The 17229-nt window shown below is 49.8% G+C and carries 11 protein-coding genes; all 11 read left to right on the top strand.

All coding sequences use genetic code 11. From position 1 onward, the window contains the following. Window positions 1-46: 46 nt before the first annotated feature. The 11 genes from KJS69_RS19030 to rplK all read left to right on the top strand — a co-directional run bounded on the left by KJS69_RS19030 (window position 47) and on the right by rplK (window position 16994). The gene (locus tag KJS69_RS19030) at window positions 47-2356 is read left to right on the top strand and encodes a helix-turn-helix domain-containing protein (protein WP_213585369.1); all 2310 of its coding nucleotides are present in this window, start codon (window positions 47-49) and stop codon (window positions 2354-2356) included. A 271-nt stretch (window positions 2357-2627) separates the two neighbouring features. Beyond that, window positions 2628-4253 carry a glycosyltransferase family 4 protein gene (locus KJS69_RS19025; RefSeq protein WP_213585368.1) on the top strand — a complete coding sequence of 542 codons (1626 nt, stop codon included), beginning with the start codon at window positions 2628-2630 and terminating at the stop codon, window positions 4251-4253. A gap of 126 nt (window positions 4254-4379) precedes the next feature. Beyond that, window positions 4380-6665, top strand: coding sequence for a right-handed parallel beta-helix repeat-containing protein (locus KJS69_RS19020; protein WP_213585367.1), 2286 nt, complete (start codon window positions 4380-4382; stop codon window positions 6663-6665). A 112-nt stretch (window positions 6666-6777) separates the two neighbouring features. Beyond that, complete coding sequence (locus KJS69_RS19015; RefSeq protein ID WP_213585366.1) at window positions 6778-8532, top strand: sensor histidine kinase; 1755 nt, start codon at window positions 6778-6780, stop codon at window positions 8530-8532. 45 nt (window positions 8533-8577) lie between these two features. Further along, window positions 8578-9663: a response regulator transcription factor gene (locus KJS69_RS19010; RefSeq protein ID WP_213585365.1), complete on the top strand. Its 1086-nt coding sequence runs from the start codon at window positions 8578-8580 to the stop codon at window positions 9661-9663. A 226-nt stretch (window positions 9664-9889) separates the two neighbouring features. Continuing rightward, window positions 9890-11560, top strand: a complete 1671-nt coding sequence (locus KJS69_RS19005) for an extracellular solute-binding protein (RefSeq protein ID WP_213585364.1) — start codon at window positions 9890-9892, stop codon at window positions 11558-11560. Between the two features lie 21 nt (window positions 11561-11581). After that, complete coding sequence (locus KJS69_RS19000) at window positions 11582-12472, top strand: ABC transporter permease (RefSeq protein WP_213585363.1); 891 nt, start codon at window positions 11582-11584, stop codon at window positions 12470-12472. A gap of 11 nt (window positions 12473-12483) precedes the next feature. After that, window positions 12484-13374, top strand: coding sequence for a carbohydrate ABC transporter permease (locus KJS69_RS18995; RefSeq protein ID WP_213585362.1), 891 nt, complete (start codon window positions 12484-12486; stop codon window positions 13372-13374). A gap of 521 nt (window positions 13375-13895) precedes the next feature. Then, a complete protein-coding gene (locus KJS69_RS18990) occupies window positions 13896-14825 on the top strand; it encodes a metallophosphoesterase family protein (RefSeq protein ID WP_213585361.1) in 930 nt (309 codons plus the stop codon). A 220-nt stretch (window positions 14826-15045) separates the two neighbouring features. Continuing rightward, entirely contained in the window at window positions 15046-15810 is a 765-nt protein-coding gene (locus KJS69_RS18985; RefSeq protein ID WP_213585360.1) for a MerR family transcriptional regulator, read from the top strand. A 761-nt stretch (window positions 15811-16571) separates the two neighbouring features. Then, a complete protein-coding gene (rplK, locus tag KJS69_RS18980; protein ID WP_213585359.1) occupies window positions 16572-16994 on the top strand; it encodes a 50S ribosomal protein L11 in 423 nt (140 codons plus the stop codon). Window positions 16995-17229: the final 235 nt, after the last annotated feature.

Genomic DNA, 17229 nt, shown 5'->3' with positions numbered 1-17229 from the left:
TTTATAATAAATGAAATTATACTAATATAATCGTCCGAAGGAGAGCATGATGAAGAGATTAATAGAGCGATTGCGCCTACTCTCCAGTACAATGACTTTCAAACAAAAGCTGATCTCTTTTTCCATTGCTGCCAGCCTGATTCCCTTGCTTGCGCTCGGAATGGCGTCCTCTCATTTGAGCGTCAAAAATATTCAGGAAGAGGTCGTTCTCAATCATCAGATTATATTAAAACAGATCGGACGGGAAGTAGATTCATTTCTTAATCAACTGCATCAATCCGCGATCCAAATCGTTACCAGTCCGGTTATCGAAAAATCGATTCGCGAAGGAATGTCTGTGCAGACCTTCGATGATTCGTCGCTTGTCGTTGATACGATTCATCAATTTCGGAGTCATGCCGATCTGGATTTCGACGTTTCTGTCATCTATAACCAATTCGGCAAAGTCTACTCCAACCGTTTCGGCTATGTCCCGTTATCCGAGTTTCCATATAAACCTATTCTAGAACAAGCTGTGAAACAGGACAATGCATCGATCATCTCCCCCAATACCTATCCCGGGCAGAATGAGCTGCTGGTCATCCGTCCCGTACCGTTAATGGAACGCAACGCCGAAGGGTATGTGCTCCTTCATGTCCCTGCCGACAGACTCAGCCGGCTTCTGGAAACTATTGATTTGGGATATAATCGTAAAATATTAATTCTCGATCATCGCGACAGCATCGTAGCCAGCCAGGATCAAGAAGATATCGGCCTTGAATTGTCAGCCATAGCAAATGTTCAGAAGCCGTTAGAAAGCGCTTACGGATTTGCTCAGATGATTCCGTGGCGCGACGAGAATTATTATTTGTCGCAAATGGACTCCAGCCTGCATGATTGGTCGTTCGTCACCCTTACTCCGGCCAAGGAACTAACGGGAAAATCCGGCAGTATTGTTGCGTTGACGTGGATTTTCGTTGCCGCTCTAGCCACTTTATGGATATATATTTCCATTGCTGCATCCAAAAGGCTCTACTTTCCGATCGAGAATCTTTCCTCCAAATTTTCATCGGGAGGACAAGCATCAAACGACGGTTTGAAGGACCTGGAGATTTCGCTGCTCCGCCTGACCCGCTCCAACCAAGATTTGCGCCAAAAGCTGGAAGAGCAGCTTCCTTATGTGGAACAAAACGTACTTCTGCAGCTTCTGTCAGGCCAGATCGGAGACAAGGAATTTAAACGGCAAGCCGCCCGGTACGGGCTGACCGCTCTCGATCCGCGGTTTGTGCTTCTTATTATTCAAGCCGACATCACAGAGATGCTGGAGAAATACAGTAATAGCGATAGCTCTCTCATTATGTACGCCGTTCGTAAAATGGCCGAAGAAATTTGCGAACAACGGGGGCCCTGCCTGTCTCTCGTCCCGAAGCATGGGCAAATCGTCCTCATTATAAGCGTTCATCGGGGGAAAGGAGCAGAGGCCGCACAATACAAGGCGTTAGGAGACACTATAAGAGAAAATATAAAGCAGTTCTTGCGCTTTACGGTTACAGTATCCGTCAGCGATCCCTGTCAGGGGTACAAGCATATGGCCGCAGCTTATTCCCAAGCGCTATCCCTGTTGGATTATCGATTATTCGCCGGTAAAGATTCAACGATTATTCGCGCTGAAGTGTCCTCCGCAGACAAACAGCCCTATGCCATAATGCAGGAAATGGTCAGATCCGTTGTTTTTGATGTCAGTCAGGCCGATTTTTCCGGCGCAGAATCGAAAATAGAGGATATTTTCCGGGAGCTTTCCGTCTCCTTCCGCCATACGGATGCCGTTATGGGCCTTGTTTCGTATTTGATCGGCGAGCTGCATCGCTTAATTCATGAGATGGGCTACAGCATCGAAGAGGTATACGAAACCGATTTGTACCAGGAACTCCATCAAATGACCTCTCTCCATAACATGAAGACATGGTTGGCGACATCAGTCATCGGAGCCATGAAGGATAAGCTGGCGGCATTAAACCGGGACGAACGGCAGACAACGATCTCTCAAGTCGTCCAGTATATGCTAGAGAACTTTCAGACCGATCTTTCGCTGCAGCAGGTCGCCGAACGCTTTGAACTGTCGCCTTCGCAATTAAGCAAGTGGTTCAAGGAAGAGAAAAATGTCAATTTCAGCACCTATTTAATCGAAATACGCATCGAGCAGGCCAAGGAATGGTTAATTCATACCGATCTTCCGATCAAAGAAATTGCCGAACGGCTGCGCTACACTACCGTTCATAATTTTACCCGCATTTTCAAAAAAATAACGGGAACACCGCCCGGTCAATTCCGTAATCAATATCGAGGAGGCAACGAACAGTTGACGGACAAAATATAATGTTTTCCGGTTCCTGTGGAACCCCTGCAATTTCAGCATCTTAATGCCAATCGACGAACAAATACCAATTCAGCGCTCTAACGCCAGCAGCCCGCATGATCTGTTGCAGATCCGTGCATTCAGAACTTCTGGACGACGCGAACCAATGCCTCTCGTTGCCCACACGTTGACGGAGCGGCAAGTCGCTTCTTTAAAAAACGTGTTATGGATCTGCTCATCATCGCGGCGGATAATGATAGAAACAGTCCGCCCTAAATAGGAGGTACAATCCATGAACGATAATCGGCAGCCTCGCATCGGAATGCTGTGGGGGGATTTTCCCTGGACGTCGGCTCCCAAGAAATTGGGAAAGCTGTGGAGTATGGGGAGAGTGGCGCGGGATGTGACTTATGCCCTGCGGGAAACAGCGGAAGTGATCCCCTACCTGCCGCCGGAGAAGAAAGAGGATGAACGGGAAGAAATGAAGGCATTTCTGCAAAAGATTGATCTTCTCTGGGCCGACCTCTACCCATCCAGCGCCCTGGCTCTGACTCTGCGCAAACAATTGGGGCTGGGTATTCCCGCCGTGCTGTTTGCCGGGGGAGCGATGCCCAAGGGGGCGGAGGCCATGCTGTTTCCTTGGAAGAAGCTTCTGCAGGCGAAGGATGGAATTCTGTTCAACTGCCGTGCGGATCAACAGATTTGGAAGCGTCTTGTGCAGTGGAGTCATTTACAAGAATGGGTCGTCCCGCTTAGTGTGGACCAGACGGTTTTCTACCCGCGCACGGCGAGCGAACGGCAAGAAGCGAGAAAGCAGTTCTCGATCCCGCCGGATGCCCCTGTTCTGCTCTATGTGGGACGGTTAAATGTGCAGAAAAATCTTCATACCTTACTCCGCCTGTTTGCCGCCGTGAAGGAACAAGTACAGGACGCTTATCTCTGCATAGTGGGCGAGGAGGACGACATCGCCTTCGGAGAGTTTCGTGTTCGGAATACGGGCTATGTAGAATGGCTGCGCGGGATTTCAGACGGACTGGGAATTTCGGAGAGTGTGAAATGGATAGGGCCCCGCTTCGGGGAAGAGCTTGCGATAATGTACTCTGCCGCGGATGTGGTCGTGAATATGGGGATTTATCATCGTGAAAATTTTGGCCTGTCGCAGGCTGAGGCTGCTTCGTGCGGGGTGTCGGTCGTCTGTACCGCCTGGGGCGGCTTCAAGGACGTGGTCCGGCATGGGGAGACCGGTTATTTCGTCGATGCTGTCCTGACCAAAAACGGAATCAGAGTGGACTGGGCCTCCGGTGTCAATGTCCTTATTCAACTGCTGCAGCAGCGAAGCCTCCGTGAAGAAATGGGGAGGAGAGCAGCACAATTTGCGAAGAAACATTTTAGTCTTGAAGCTCTTGCGAACCATTTGCGTGGAGTGGTGTACGAAGTGTTACCAGGCAATACTACTTGGCGAGAGGAGAGTACATATTCGCCCAATGCATTTGCAGAGAGGTATGAAGCCAACAAAAGCGCCTCCGGATGGTACGCGGCGGGCGGATCGCAGGAAGCACCGTGGCATCCGCCCATGTTTCAGGGTGATGACTACGGGCTGTATGAAACTCTCATGGGGCCCTATTCCACACGCCTTGCGGAGGAATGGGGGATGGAATCGGTGACTCCTCAGCATGTCCCTTATTTTGCAGCTTCCGTGACGATGGATTCTGCCCGGCTTCTCCTTTCTAACGAAGACCCGATCTGGCCGCATCGCCGATTCTTGACACGGCAGGAATGGGATAGGATCCGGTATGTCGATGGTTTCTTTACTTTAGAAGAGATAGCGCAGCAATCAGGATCCGAGTTATCCTCCTGCATTCATGTCACCTGGAATCTGTATCTCGAGGGCTTTATTCTTTTTAAAGCTCGGGCTTAAATTTGTGGATACATAAAAACCAATTTCAACATCTTCAAAAACCATATTGCCTCCCATTAGAGACGACGATTGGTATACTATATCTCTGACAAACTCTTTGCTCTATATACCGGGGGGAGGAATGAAATGAGAAGGCCAAAGCAAGGGAACGGAGAGCAGCCGGCACGGAAGGATACATTGCGGAATACGCAGGAAGTTATGCAGGATTCGGGAAGAGCTTTACAGAACCAGCAGGAAGTTGTGCTGGATTCGCAGGAACTCCTGCCGGATCCGGAGGAGAATATGGCATCTTCGATACCGGCTCAGAAGGATCATCGAATGACTCGCAGAAAGCTGCTTAAAGCGATGGGATTGGCGGGCGCGGCAATGGCTTCCGGTCATTTATTGAACATGGGGAGTGATCACGCTTATGCGGAGGAGGGCACGGTAACGGATGCGGTCTACGGCCCAAGCGTCAGTCCGGGACCTCCTGTAAAGCCGGGAAAGCCAGATCAACCAGGAAAGCCGGACAAACCGATGGCTGGCTCCGGTTGGGTTAATGTGCAGCAATTTGGTGCTGATGGGGATGGAAGTTATGACAACTATGGCGCCCTGTCCCAATTAATCGGCAGCTTGTCCTCCCAAGGAAAAGCGACCCTTTATATCCCCAAGGGCATTTATCGCATCGGATCGCATTTGACGCTCCCGTCATGGCTGGACCTTCGTATCGATCATGGAGCGTCATTATCGCCGGATACCGGTGTAGTATTGACCGTGGATTCCGCTATTTATGCAGGACAACGGACGATTTTCGCCGGCGGGGGTACGGTCGTGGGAGCGCTTGGCGGCCGAACGGTTTATCCCCAGTGGTGGGGAGCCCAAGGCGATGGTGCGGCGGACGACAGGCATGCTATCCAGCAGGCACTCAATCTGGCCAAGACCAACGGGGGAATTTCGGTGTATTTAAGCAAAGGAACCTACAAAGTGACGGATTCCTTACGCATTTATAAAAATACGAAGCTTACGCTAAATCATAATGCAATAATTAAGCGCTTCCATGACAACAGTTTCCTCTATAATGGAGATAACGGTCAGCAGTATCCCGGTTATGAAGGACACGGGAATCTTATTATAGAAGGAGGAATCTGGGATGGAAACGTAGTGGATTATCCAGATGCCTTCGCCGGTCTGAACATTGCCCATGCGAGGTGCGTGACCATCCGGGATACGACCATTAAGGACATTTCCTGGGGCCATGCCATAGAGATTAACTCAAGCTCCGATGTACGGATTGAGCATTGCAAATTCATCGGCTTCATGAATGCGGCAGATGGTTCGCGGTACTACGCGGAAGCGGTGCAGATCGATGTTCCGACGAGCTCCGCCTTCCCATGGTTTGGGGCTTACGACGGTACTCCATGTGAGCACATTACCGTGAAGGACTGCTATTTTGGGCCCAGCGGCACACCTGGTACTACTTCCTGGGGAGGAGGCGTAGGGACTCATACGGCCATCCATGATGTTTGGACCCGCAATATCAAGGTAGTTAATAATACATTTGACCAGCTTGGCTACGTGGCGGTCCGGTTGTTCAAATACAGTGACTGCCTGGTACAGGGCAATACGATGTATCAATGCGGCGGCGGTGTGGCGGCGGCTACTCCAGCGGCGAACAGCAATTCCACCCGGGATAAGGATGGGGTGCAGCGCGGGACTCCCCAAACGGGAGAGCGGATTGTGATCACCGATAATCTGATTGTCGGAACGACCGCTTACGAAGCGATTTCCTGCTATGGTTCCGGAGATGTGAAGCTTGAGCAGGTCGTCATTGCCAACAATATCATCACCTCCGTGCTGCCCGGCAAAACGTCGATTGTCGTAACCCGAAGCCGCAACGTCCAGATTACTGGAAATCAGATTGAAAAGACGCGTCGCGGAATTTACACCGAAAATACGGACTATATTCAAATATGTGACAATCAGATAGATACCACCGCCTTTGAAGGGATCTGGGCGGCCAAAGGCAGTGAGACTCTAATCAGCGATAACCGGATTAAAGAAGCGGCTAAAGACGGCATTCAATTAACAGAGACGAACAATTTTACAATAGAGAACAATTTCGTAGCTTCCTCAGGACGTGAAGCTGCAGCAACTTATTCTGGTATCAAATTGGATAATGCCGTCCATCACGGGGAGGTCCGCTACAATACGGTAAGAATGAGCCAGCAAGGCAATCAGAACCGGTATGGTCTCGCCATAACCGCCAGTTGCAGTCATATTGTCACCTGCCACAATCTTCTGGCCGCGGAGGAGGCTTACTACAATCAAGCAAGTAGCTCGTCCGACACGTTCAGTCTGTATGCTCCCAATGGAGAGGGGTATAGCCTGTTTGTCGACAATGCGGGCACGCTGCAGGTGCAGAAGGTGAATTAGCCACTGAATGGAATTGGATCCGTGCGGACTATTACATGAATTCACTGAATTGGGAAGTGACTCGACGAATTAGAGAGTAGCTCCAGAAACAGGGAGAACAGGTTGTGAGCACATGATGAATCCCTTACGGCGTATGGAACAATTTCCCCATAAACCCCGTTCACTTAAAACAAGGCTGATTACCGGCCTTGTTTTAAGCTCTATTGTCCCTTTGCTCCTATTAGGGGCTGTCTCGTATTACGTCATCTACCATATCCTGGACAACAAAACCGCCAACAGCATCCGCAGCACGCTGCATCAGGTTAGCCGAAACATGGAACAAGCGTACGATAATCTGAACTATGTCTCCCAGCAGCTAGCCAGCCGGGATCAACAGCTGCTCTTCCTGTCGGACGACCCGGCGGAGAAATACGTGCTGAGCCAGCGTATTTTTGAACATCTTCAGTTGGTCGGCTTTACTAATCCAGATACCGGATTGTTCTATATTTTTAACCCTGAAACCAACGACCTGTTCTATGCCAACCAACCGGTCAAGGCTGAGGCCGACGGTCAGGAACTGCCTGTGATGTCCCAATATAAAGGCGTTACTTACCATGCCCCTCATTCCGCCTTTGCCGCGCATGAGGATGCTTTGGTTTTATCGGTTTCCCGTCCGCTCAATATCGTAAAGCGTTCTCCGCAAAATATTTACGTAGAATCGAACAAGGAGCTGTACGGCCAACTGTTGAACACCAGCCAGTATGGCATGGATGTAGTGCATATCGTAACGGATAAAGAGGGAAAGGTTGTGTTCAGCCAGGACGGCTCGGCCTTCCCTCTGGGGACGGTGCTGGCAGCGGGTGATCGGGATAATGTGATGTATGAAACGCTGGGGGACTACTATTTTTTTGCGGAGCATAGTGCGGCAAGAGACTGGTCGATCTATACGCTTATCCATAAAAGCATTTTTCAGAAAGAAGTTTGGAGCTGGACGATGGCCTGGCTGGGCATAGCTTTGCTTTCTCTGCTGCTGAGTGTAGCCATAGCCGGTGTTATTTGGAGAATGGTTTATTTTCCGCTGCGCAAGCTGAACCTGGAGATCCGCCGTTTCGGAAATAACGGATTGGACAAGGTGGAAAGCCGGGAGCAGCTGAGCCTTACTCATGTAGTGGAATTTGATATTCTGCTGAAGCAGTTTCAGGAAATGAGGTCTAAAATATGGGCACTGATGGCCGAAGTCAAGCAGCAGGAGGAAGATAAACGCCATCTGGAAGTGGAAAAGGTGATCGCGCAAATCAATCCCCATTTTCTGTACAATACGTTAAATACGGTACAGTGGATCGCCAAGGCCAGACAGCAGGACGAGATTGTCCAGCTGGTGACGGTGTTTATCCGCCTGCTGCGCTATAATCTCGGGAAGGATGGCGGTATGGTCCGGCTCCGCAATGAAATAGATGCGCTGCAAGATTATGTGTCCATGCAGCAAATCCGCTATAATCACGAGTTCTCCGTCAAGCTGTCGGCGGATGACCAGGCGTTGGACGCGCTTGTTCCGCGTTTTTTGCTTCAGCCGCTCATCGAAAATGCACTGTATCACGGGCTGACTGGAGAGAACAGCTCCATTGAATTGGCGATAAAGGTGGAGCAAGGGGCGCATATTCTGGTGCAAATTACGGATAACGGAGTCGGAATGACGGAGGAAGAGATCGAAGCGCTGCTGGTAAATGACATTCCGGAGCGTGACAAAATCGGTATGGGCATTGGGTTGAACTACGTGAACACGATGCTGAAAGCCCACTTTGGAGAAACCTCCAGGCTGCAGGCTGCAAGCTCTCCCGAGCAAGGAACGACCATGTTTTTTCGCATCCCTCTTAACGACGACACGTAGTAGCGGGCTTAACTTAAACTTATCACTTCTTGAGGAGGTCATAGAATGATACGTGCCTTGATCGTTGATGATGAATATTTTGTCCGCAAAGGGCTGATTTCTACTATGCCTTGGGAAGAGTTCGGCATTCAGATAGCCGGTGAAGCCGGGAACGGCAAGAAGGCGCTGGAATGGCTGGAACAAGAGCCCGCCGATTTATTAATTACGGATCTGTCCATGCCCGCCATGAATGGCTTCGATCTTATGCGGGAAGTCCGCGAGCGGTATCCCCGGATTCGGATCGCGGTTCTTACTTGTCATGAAGATTTCAAATATATCCAGGATGCCCTGCGTCTGGGCGCGATCGACTATATTGTGAAGACGGAGCTGGAAAATGACACGATGCAGAATTCCCTCAGAAGAATTTCTTCCCGTCTAAACGAACAGAATGAAATAGACCAGAAGCCGGAGCAGCCCCACTGGTGGTCATCAGTTTCAATCGAGGCATGGACAGAGGAGGAGGAGAAGCAGCTGCAGACCGTGGTGGAGCAGTGGCTGCCGCTCTACTGGACAATCAATGAAGAGCAATTTCTTCACCTGTGTCGGCAAATAGAGGATTTGGCTCCCCCCATTCCCAAATTACAGAAAGTCAGCCATTATTTAATCGTCGAGTGGAACCGCAGGCTGACTGCGGATTTTTTGCATGAATGGTTAACGAGGGTGGAAGCTGTCGGCAGTTGGGACGATTGGCGCAGCTTCATTTCCGATTTTCGCAAGTATATGCGTCAGTTGATGCGGACAGCGGCTTATCCGGATGATGTAGTGCTGCGCATATTGGAGGCGGCCGAGCTGGTCAGGAAGCAAACCGATACCCGGATGACCCAGCATCATCTGGCCCAGAGAATGAAGCTGAGCCGCAGTTATTTCAGCAAAAGCTTCAAGGAATTAATCGGCATGCCCTTTCAGGATTATATTCGCGAAATCCGGATTTCCCGAGCGATGACACTTCTGCTGCAAACGTCCAAGCCGATAGCCGACATTGCCGAGGAATGCGGCTTTCTGGATCACCGCTATTTCAGCAGACAGTTTAGGGAGAGGACGGGTATGCTTCCGTCGGAGTTCCGGCATCATGAAGAGGAATGGCGGAAGTAAGCGCTGTGACGCCGGATGAAGTGTCCCCTCCTAATAGGTAAAATCCCATAGCAGATATATACCCTTGCAGCAGGTAGGAAGCGGAATGCATTCAGGTGTGATTTTGGTCTGGACGTTTTTTCTTTTTTCTACATAAACTAAAATCCGGTTTATCTCACGCTTGATGCTAAGACTCTTATAAAATTAAAGCGTATTCATAAATGCCGTGAAGATGGGGGGACACAAAATGAGATGGTTTAAACATGCCTTAGTGCCGGCCACAGTCATATTGGCACTGACTGCGACTGCATGCACAGGGGGAAATAACGCCAAGCCGGGAGGTTCGCCGGCCGGGGTGACGGAAGCGGAGGGGGACCCGCAGGGCAAATATAGCGAGCCGGTGACGGTCAATCTCGGGTTCTACACTCCGGCAGAGAACCAGTGGCCGGAAGGGTCTAACGATACACTGACCGATAATCGTTACACCCGATTAATCAAGGAACGGTTCAACATTGATATTAAGTACGCATTTGAAGTTCCGCAGTCTGCTTATGATCAGAAGGTCAGCCTGCTTGTATCGAGCAACGACATCCCGGATTTTCTGTTTGTTAACTTGAGCGACTTCAACATCTTGGCTGAATCGGAGATGTTGGAGGATTTGACGGAGATTTATGAGAAGTACGCTTCACCTCTGCTTAAGGATGTCATAAGCGGGTTCGGTCCCGATTTTATCCGCAAAGTCACTTACAAGGATAAATTGTACGGCATTCCTTCCACTGTGCCCGCCCACGACAATGACAACATCTTCTGGATCCGCACGGATTGGCTGGAGAAGGTAGGGATCGAGCTGGACAAGGTCATAACAATCGATGATCTGGAGAAGGTGGCGAGGGCCTTTATCGAAGAGGATCCGGACGGCAACGGACAGAAGGACACCTATGGAATACAGAGCCAAGCGGCCTTCTTCACCGGAACGACCGGCTACAATTCGTTGGACGGGATCTTCACTGCCCACAAGGCTTTCCCGAAAATCTGGATCAAGGATGACAAGGGAGAGATCGTGTATGGCTCTACCCGTCCGGAAGTGAAAGAAGCGCTGGGCAAGCTTCAGGACTGGTATGCCCAAGGCTTGATCGACCGTGAGTTCGGGACTCTGAAATCCGATCAGGTAGCCAAAGACATCAGTGCAGGCAAAGCGGGGATGGCCACCGGTTATTCGTGGGCCCCGGCCAAATTGCTTGCCGACTCGGTCAAGAATGATCCGACTGCGGAATGGGATTCCTTCATTCTGGCAGCCGATGACGGCAAATGGTACAACCGGCAGCCTAATCCGATGGGGCGGATTATGGTCGTGAAGAAAGGAACCCGCAATCCGGAAGCGATTGTTAAACTCATTAATTTATTTACGGAGATGGACAATAACATTCCGGGATCGCCCAAATCGTACCATGACAGCCCGTCTACCAACTGGCAGGTCCGGCCGGTGCAAAGGACGTTCCGGGTCAAATCTACGGTAGTGGACCGTTTTCAACGATTCCAAGATGCCGCTGCCGGTAAAATAACGAAGGATGATCTCCCGGAGTCCGACGTCAATTTGTTCGAACAGTTCCAGAAAGGCTGGGAGGAGCTGAAGAAAGACCCGGCGGAATGGGCCTATATCCTCTATCAATTCAATGGCGGGGCCACCATCCTTAATCCTGCCAACGTGGAAGTATACAGCGAATTTTACGGATTGACCAAATCGATGGAAACCCGCTGGGCCAATCTGACCAAGCTGGAGAACGAAGCCTTCCTGCGCATTATTGTCGGAGACAAACCGCTCGATTATTTCGACACCTTCGTGGAAGAGTGGCACCGGCAAGGAGGGGACATCGTCACGAAGGAAGTTCGGGAAGAAGTCGCCCGGTTGAACAATTAAGGCAGGCGGAAGGGGAACCTTATGGAGAGCAAACGAACCCAAATTCATTATCACCTTATGCTGCTGCCGGGGATGATCATTCTCGCTGTCTTTCATTACTATCCGATGGCCGGCGCCGTCATCGCCTTCAAGAAATTTCTGCCTGCCAAGGGGATCTGGGGCTCCCCTTGGGTAGGGCTGGAAAACTTCCTGTATATGTTTCAAATTTCCGACAGCAAGATCGTCTTCTTTAATACGATTTATATCGCAAGTATGAAAATTGTCGGCAATTTACTGTTCCCGCTCCTGTTCGCTCTGCTGTTGAACGAAATCCGCATCCGCTATGTGAAGAGATGGATTCAGACGATTGTTTATTTGCCGCATTTTATGTCGTGGGTCATTCTGGCCGTTATTTTAACTCAGCTCTTGTCCCTGAAGGGAATCGTTAACCAGATCTTGGGCTGGTTTGGCGTCGAGCCGATCTTGTTTCTTGGCAGCAATGCCTGGTTTCCCTACGTGCTTGTGGCTACGGATGTGTGGAAAGGCTACGGCTTCTCGGCGATCGTTTATTTGGCCGCTTTAACAGCTATCAATCCGGCGCTTTATGAGGCGGCGGAGATCGATGGGGCCAGCCGCTTCCAGAAGCTGCGTCATATTACGATCCCGGGCATTTCGACCACCATCATTCTGCTGGCCACCCTGTCGCTGGAGAACGTGCTCAGTGCCGGGTTCGAGCAAATCCTCAATCTGTATAACCCGCTTGTTTACGCTTCCGGCGATGTTATCGATACGTATGTGTATCGGGTCGGCCTGCTCAATTCCCAGTACGGGATAGCCAGTGCCGTAGGATTGATGAAGTCGGTCATCAGCTTCTTTCTGATTGTATTGGCCTATCAGTTGGCCTCGCGCTTCGCCAATTATCGTATTTTCTAGGAGGGAGAATCATGTATCACTACGACAAAAGCTTCGGCTCCCGCCTAGCCGATGCCGTTATTTTGATTATTTTGCTGGCTGCAACCTTCATCTCTTTGTTTCCGGTATTGAACTCGCTGTCCGTGTCTTTCAGTGAAAAAGCGGCGGTGTCCGCCGGAAAAGTAACCCTGTTTCCGGTCGATTTCAGTTTGGCCAACTATCGGACTCTGATGGGAGACAGTCAATTTTTTGTCTCCTTCGGCGTGTCGGTACGAAGAGTGCTATTGGGCGGGGCCATCCAGTTCATTCTCACTCTGATGATGGCCTTTGCCCTCTCCCGGGCACCTCAGAGGTTCAAGGGCAGAAACTTTTACATGTGGGCGCTTGTCATAGCGATGCTGTTCAGCGGAGGGCTCATTCCCTGGTACGTGACGATCCGGTCGGTCGGGCTGACGGATACGATATGGGCGCTCGTGCTGCCCGGAGCCGTACCTGTGTTTAATGTCATCCTGCTGATGAATTTCTTTCGGGGGCTGCCCAGGGATCTGGATGAAGCGGCGATGATGGATGGAGCGGGGCCATGGCGGATGCTGTTCACCATCTACCTCCCCTTGGGGCTCCCGGCTATTGCCACGGTCACGCTGTTGAGTATAGTGGGGCACTGGAACGCCTTCTTCGACGGGCTGATTCTGATCCACAGTGTAGATAAGATGCCCCTGCAGACGTACATCAACACCTTCCTGCTGCAGCCGGCCCAGATGGAGGATATGGACCCCGAGACACTGAAGGCACTCATGCAAACCTCGGATCAGGGCTTGAATGCCGCCAAAATTATGGTCAGCATGATTCCGATTTTGATGGTCTATCCTTTTTTGCAGAGATATTTCATTCATGGGATTGTACTCGGCTCGGTTAAAGAGTAGTAGAATAGAGTAGAGAGAGCCGGATACCGCGAGCATGCAAATATTATTCGATTTTAGCCTCACGTTGGAAGAAGCCGCTTTGAAAAGCGTAAAGACATGCAAAATGGCATGTCCATTTGCGAAAATCCGGTCAATATCGAAGAAGACTTGCAAAAATGCATGTCAATCCCCACCAAAAGAAGAAACTCGGCTATATAGCTGAATCTACCTGCACATTTGCATGTCAATAGTTGACTTTAATGAAAAACTCATCAAAGACCTGCATATTTGCCGGTTCTTATGACCTTTGGACGGACTTGTAAAAGTTAGATTAAGAATTGGAATAGAAAGAACAGGATAGTCATAAACCAACGATCCTGAAGGATAGAGGCAGGATGGTCAAAAATCAATGATCCTGAAGGGTAGAAGCAAGATAGTCATAAGTGAACAATCCTGTAGGCAGAATGAGAGCAGGCGGCAATAATTAAAGACGCGCTAGTACAGAAAAGTTCGGCAGATACCAAAACTACCGGGAGGACATTATGAGCGGTTCCATAATTAAGTTTGGCGTGATGGCTGACATTCATCAGGATTTCATGTATCGTGCGGAAGACAGGCTGAAGGAGTTTATCGAACAGATGAACCGTCAGCGGGTCGATTTCATTATTCAACTGGGAGACTTCTGTTTTCCGACGGAGGAAAACCGCTCCTTTGTAAACCTGTGGGAAAAGTTTGAGGGTCCGAGATACCATGTGCTGGGCAATCACGATATGGACCGCTGCGATAAGAAGACGATCATGGACTATTTGGGAATGGAGAACAGCTACTATTCCTTTGATTGCGGAGATTATCATTTTGTTGTGCTGGATGCAAGCCATTTGTTTATAGACGGTAAGTATATTGATTACGAGCACGGTAATTACCACCGGTATCCGCAAGCCATTAATCATTTGACCCCGGAGCAATTGGATTGGCTTAGAGAGGATCTGGCGGAGACTAATAAGACAACGATCGTATTCAGCCATCAAAATCTGGAAAGCCCCTATAATGATTTCAACTACGGGCTCCGCAATAGCAGTGAATTTCGCGAGGTCATCCGAGAGGCGAACCGGAAGGCCGGCTTCCGCAAGGTCATCGCCTGCATGAATGGACATAATCATCTGGATGGAGTCAAAGTGATTGACGACCTGTATTATGTTCACATTAACAGCATGTCCTACTTTTACATGGGCAAGGAGTATGAAACGGTCCGCTATTCCCAGGAAGTGTCGGACGCCTATCCGCTTCTTCCCCGCACCGCCCCCTACCGGGACCCTCTATATGCCGTGATGACACTTGAACCGGGGCGGTTGACCATACAAGGAAGGGAATCCAAATTTGTCGGCCCGACCCCGGCGGAATGTGGACACCGGAATCATTATGGGGGCCACGAGCTAACGGCTAAAATTTCTGACAGAATTCTTAAATATTGAAGGGATTTATTTCTTCATTTCTCCTATCGATTGATTTGACGCTTGCGAAGTATAGAAGGATAGTAAGAATAGCACTATCCGATATAATTAACAACGGGATGGGGCAGAGTGGATCTTCCATTGTACTCTATCCTTTTTTTTGTTGGCTTGAAGCCGACAAAGAATCTTGACATTTACGTTACGTAAAGGTGTATAGTGAATTTTGTCAGGAGGTGAGCTAGTGGAATATACGGTACAGAAGCTTGGCAGATTGGCGGGAGTCAGCTCACGGACACTGCGTTATTACGATGAGATCGGCATTCTGAAGCCGGCCCGGATCAATTCTTCGGGATATCGGATATACGGGCAGAAGGAAGTGGACAGACTGCAGCAAATTCTGTTCTACCGGGAATTGGGAGTCGATCTGAACCGCATTAAAGAAATGGTGACTTCTCCGACTTTTGACGCGGGGGAAGCCCTTCGGGAGCATCATGAGAAGCTCCTGGACAAAAGAAAACAATTAGATAAGCTGATTGCCAACGTGGAGAAAACGATGGCTTGGCAGGAAGGGAGAATCGAAATGAAAGATCAGGAAAAATTTGCAGGCTTCAAGCGGCAGTTGATTGAAGAGAATGAGAAGAAATATGGCAAGGAGGTGCGCGAGAAATACGGTGAAGAGACGGTGAACAAGTCCAACCGGAAGCTGATGAATATGTCGCAGGCAGAATATGAAGAAGGCACGCGTCTCGCGGAGGCATTGAGTGATGTTTTGGCCGAAGCGTTTCGCACCGGAGATCCTGCCGGAGAATTGGCGCAGAAGGCTGCCGCATTGCATAAACAATGGCTTATGTTTTACTGGGATGACTATAGCCCGGAGGCTCATGCCGGCCTGGCTCAAATGTATGTGGATGACGAACGGTTCACCGCTCATTACGATAAGAATCAGCCGGGTACCGCCGAATTTCTGCGAGATGCCATTCATATATACACAGGGATCAATAAGTGACCGGTGCTGCTGATAGGCAGGTTCCTCTTGCTTGATGATGTCTCCGCAGGCCAACGCTTGTTTGAGTAAATCAATCAACTTTTCCGGCGACTTCAGCATGTCTTTTTTTGCAGGAGAGGTCTCGTTCGAGTGAGAGCGGGCGTCAAGTTACTTTTTTGGCGATAATACATCTATGCCTTTGTCGAAGCTTTGGACCGTTATCCCCTTGACTCAGAAAAGATCGACGCACCGGGTTTCATTTACCCTGACTCCTTCATCCTGTAACTTCCAGACCTGATAAGGTCTCCTCTAATTTTTCCGAAAGCTACTGAGCGAAAGGGATAGCAGTCAAAAGGGATGGGGAAGGAAGCAAAGCCCCCACCATGAAACTGCTGAGCGAAAGGGATAACAGGCAAAAGGGACGGGGAAAAGAAGTAAGAATCCGCTATAAAGCTACTGATCGAGAGAGGGATAACAGCCAAAAGGGATAGGGGAGGAGGTAAGGGTCCGCCATGAAGCTACTGAGCGAAAGGGATAGCAGTCAAAAGGATAGAGAAAGAGGTTGTGGCCCCCACGAATGACCGCAAAGGCAAGTTAGAGGGCTCAAAACGATACAAAGCTATTTGAGGGGCCGATTCCATGGCGACACGAGACTGATGAGGGCCATGCCTATACCGGATTGCTCGCCTGGGGATATGTTCTTGACATTAACGCTGCGTAAATCTTTATACTCGAGTTTGTCAGACTATTCCCAATTATTTAACAAAGAAAGGTGAGCACATATGGCTAAAGAAGTAATACGGATAGTAAAATTGGCGTTGGAGGCAGGAAAAGCGAATCCCGCCAGAGTAGGGAAGGATCTCGCCCCGACCGGCATTCATTTAATGCAATTTTGCACCCAGTACAACGAGCTGACTAAAGGCAAGCTTGGGCAGATCGTACCGGCCGAGATCAAAGTGTACGAGGATCGGTCGTTTGACATTACATTAAAAACACCGCCGGCCTCCTTCCTTCTTAAGCAGTACGCCGGGATACAGAAGGGATCGGCAACCCCGGGTCGTACCGTTGTTGGCTCCATTACCCGGGATCAATTACGGCAAATTGCGGAGATCAAGCTGCCCGATCTGAATACAACAAGCCTGGAAAGCGCCATGCGCATCATTGCCGGCACGGCGAAGAATATGGGAGTCCGCATCGAAGATTAGGGAAACCAGATGGAGCTTGGGGCGGGGCTGTCTCAAACAGCTTGATAAATCGATTCCAGACCATCATATGCTGCTCGCATGGCCCGGATTCAGTCTCGCTTACGAACTTGAGTAGGATGTCGAAGCATTTTGGACAAGGCGAAGGATAGGATGATTGTATTCGTGACAAAGTCCAACGGTTGTACAGCACAAAAAATGAAACGTAACGGTCATGAACGACCATAACCCGCCAAAT

Source organism: Paenibacillus sp. J2TS4 (assembly GCF_018403245.1).
In the GTDB taxonomy this organism is placed as follows: domain Bacteria; phylum Bacillota; class Bacilli; order Paenibacillales; family NBRC-103111; genus Paenibacillus_L.
This window is presented reverse-complemented; position numbering and strand designations above follow the sequence as displayed.

Bases quoted from the DNA above. Each gene is read 5' to 3' on its own strand.
- KJS69_RS19030 (WP_213585369.1), top strand. From the start codon at position 47: ATGATGAAGAGATTAATAGAGCGATTGCGCCTACTCTCCAGTACAATG.
- KJS69_RS19025 (WP_213585368.1), top strand. From the start codon at position 2,628: ATGAACGATAATCGGCAGCCTCGCATCGGAATGCTGTGGGGGGATTTT.
- KJS69_RS19020 (WP_213585367.1), top strand. From the start codon at position 4,380: ATGAGAAGGCCAAAGCAAGGGAACGGAGAGCAGCCGGCACGGAAGGAT.
- KJS69_RS19015 (WP_213585366.1), top strand. From the start codon at position 6,778: ATGATGAATCCCTTACGGCGTATGGAACAATTTCCCCATAAACCCCGT.
- KJS69_RS19010 (WP_213585365.1), top strand. From the start codon at position 8,578: ATGATACGTGCCTTGATCGTTGATGATGAATATTTTGTCCGCAAAGGG.
- KJS69_RS19005 (WP_213585364.1), top strand. From the start codon at position 9,890: ATGAGATGGTTTAAACATGCCTTAGTGCCGGCCACAGTCATATTGGCA.
- KJS69_RS19000 (WP_213585363.1), top strand. From the start codon at position 11,582: ATGGAGAGCAAACGAACCCAAATTCATTATCACCTTATGCTGCTGCCG.
- KJS69_RS18995 (WP_213585362.1), top strand. From the start codon at position 12,484: ATGTATCACTACGACAAAAGCTTCGGCTCCCGCCTAGCCGATGCCGTT.
- KJS69_RS18990 (WP_213585361.1), top strand. From the start codon at position 13,896: ATGAGCGGTTCCATAATTAAGTTTGGCGTGATGGCTGACATTCATCAG.
- rplK (WP_213585359.1), top strand. From the start codon at position 16,572: ATGGCTAAAGAAGTAATACGGATAGTAAAATTGGCGTTGGAGGCAGGA.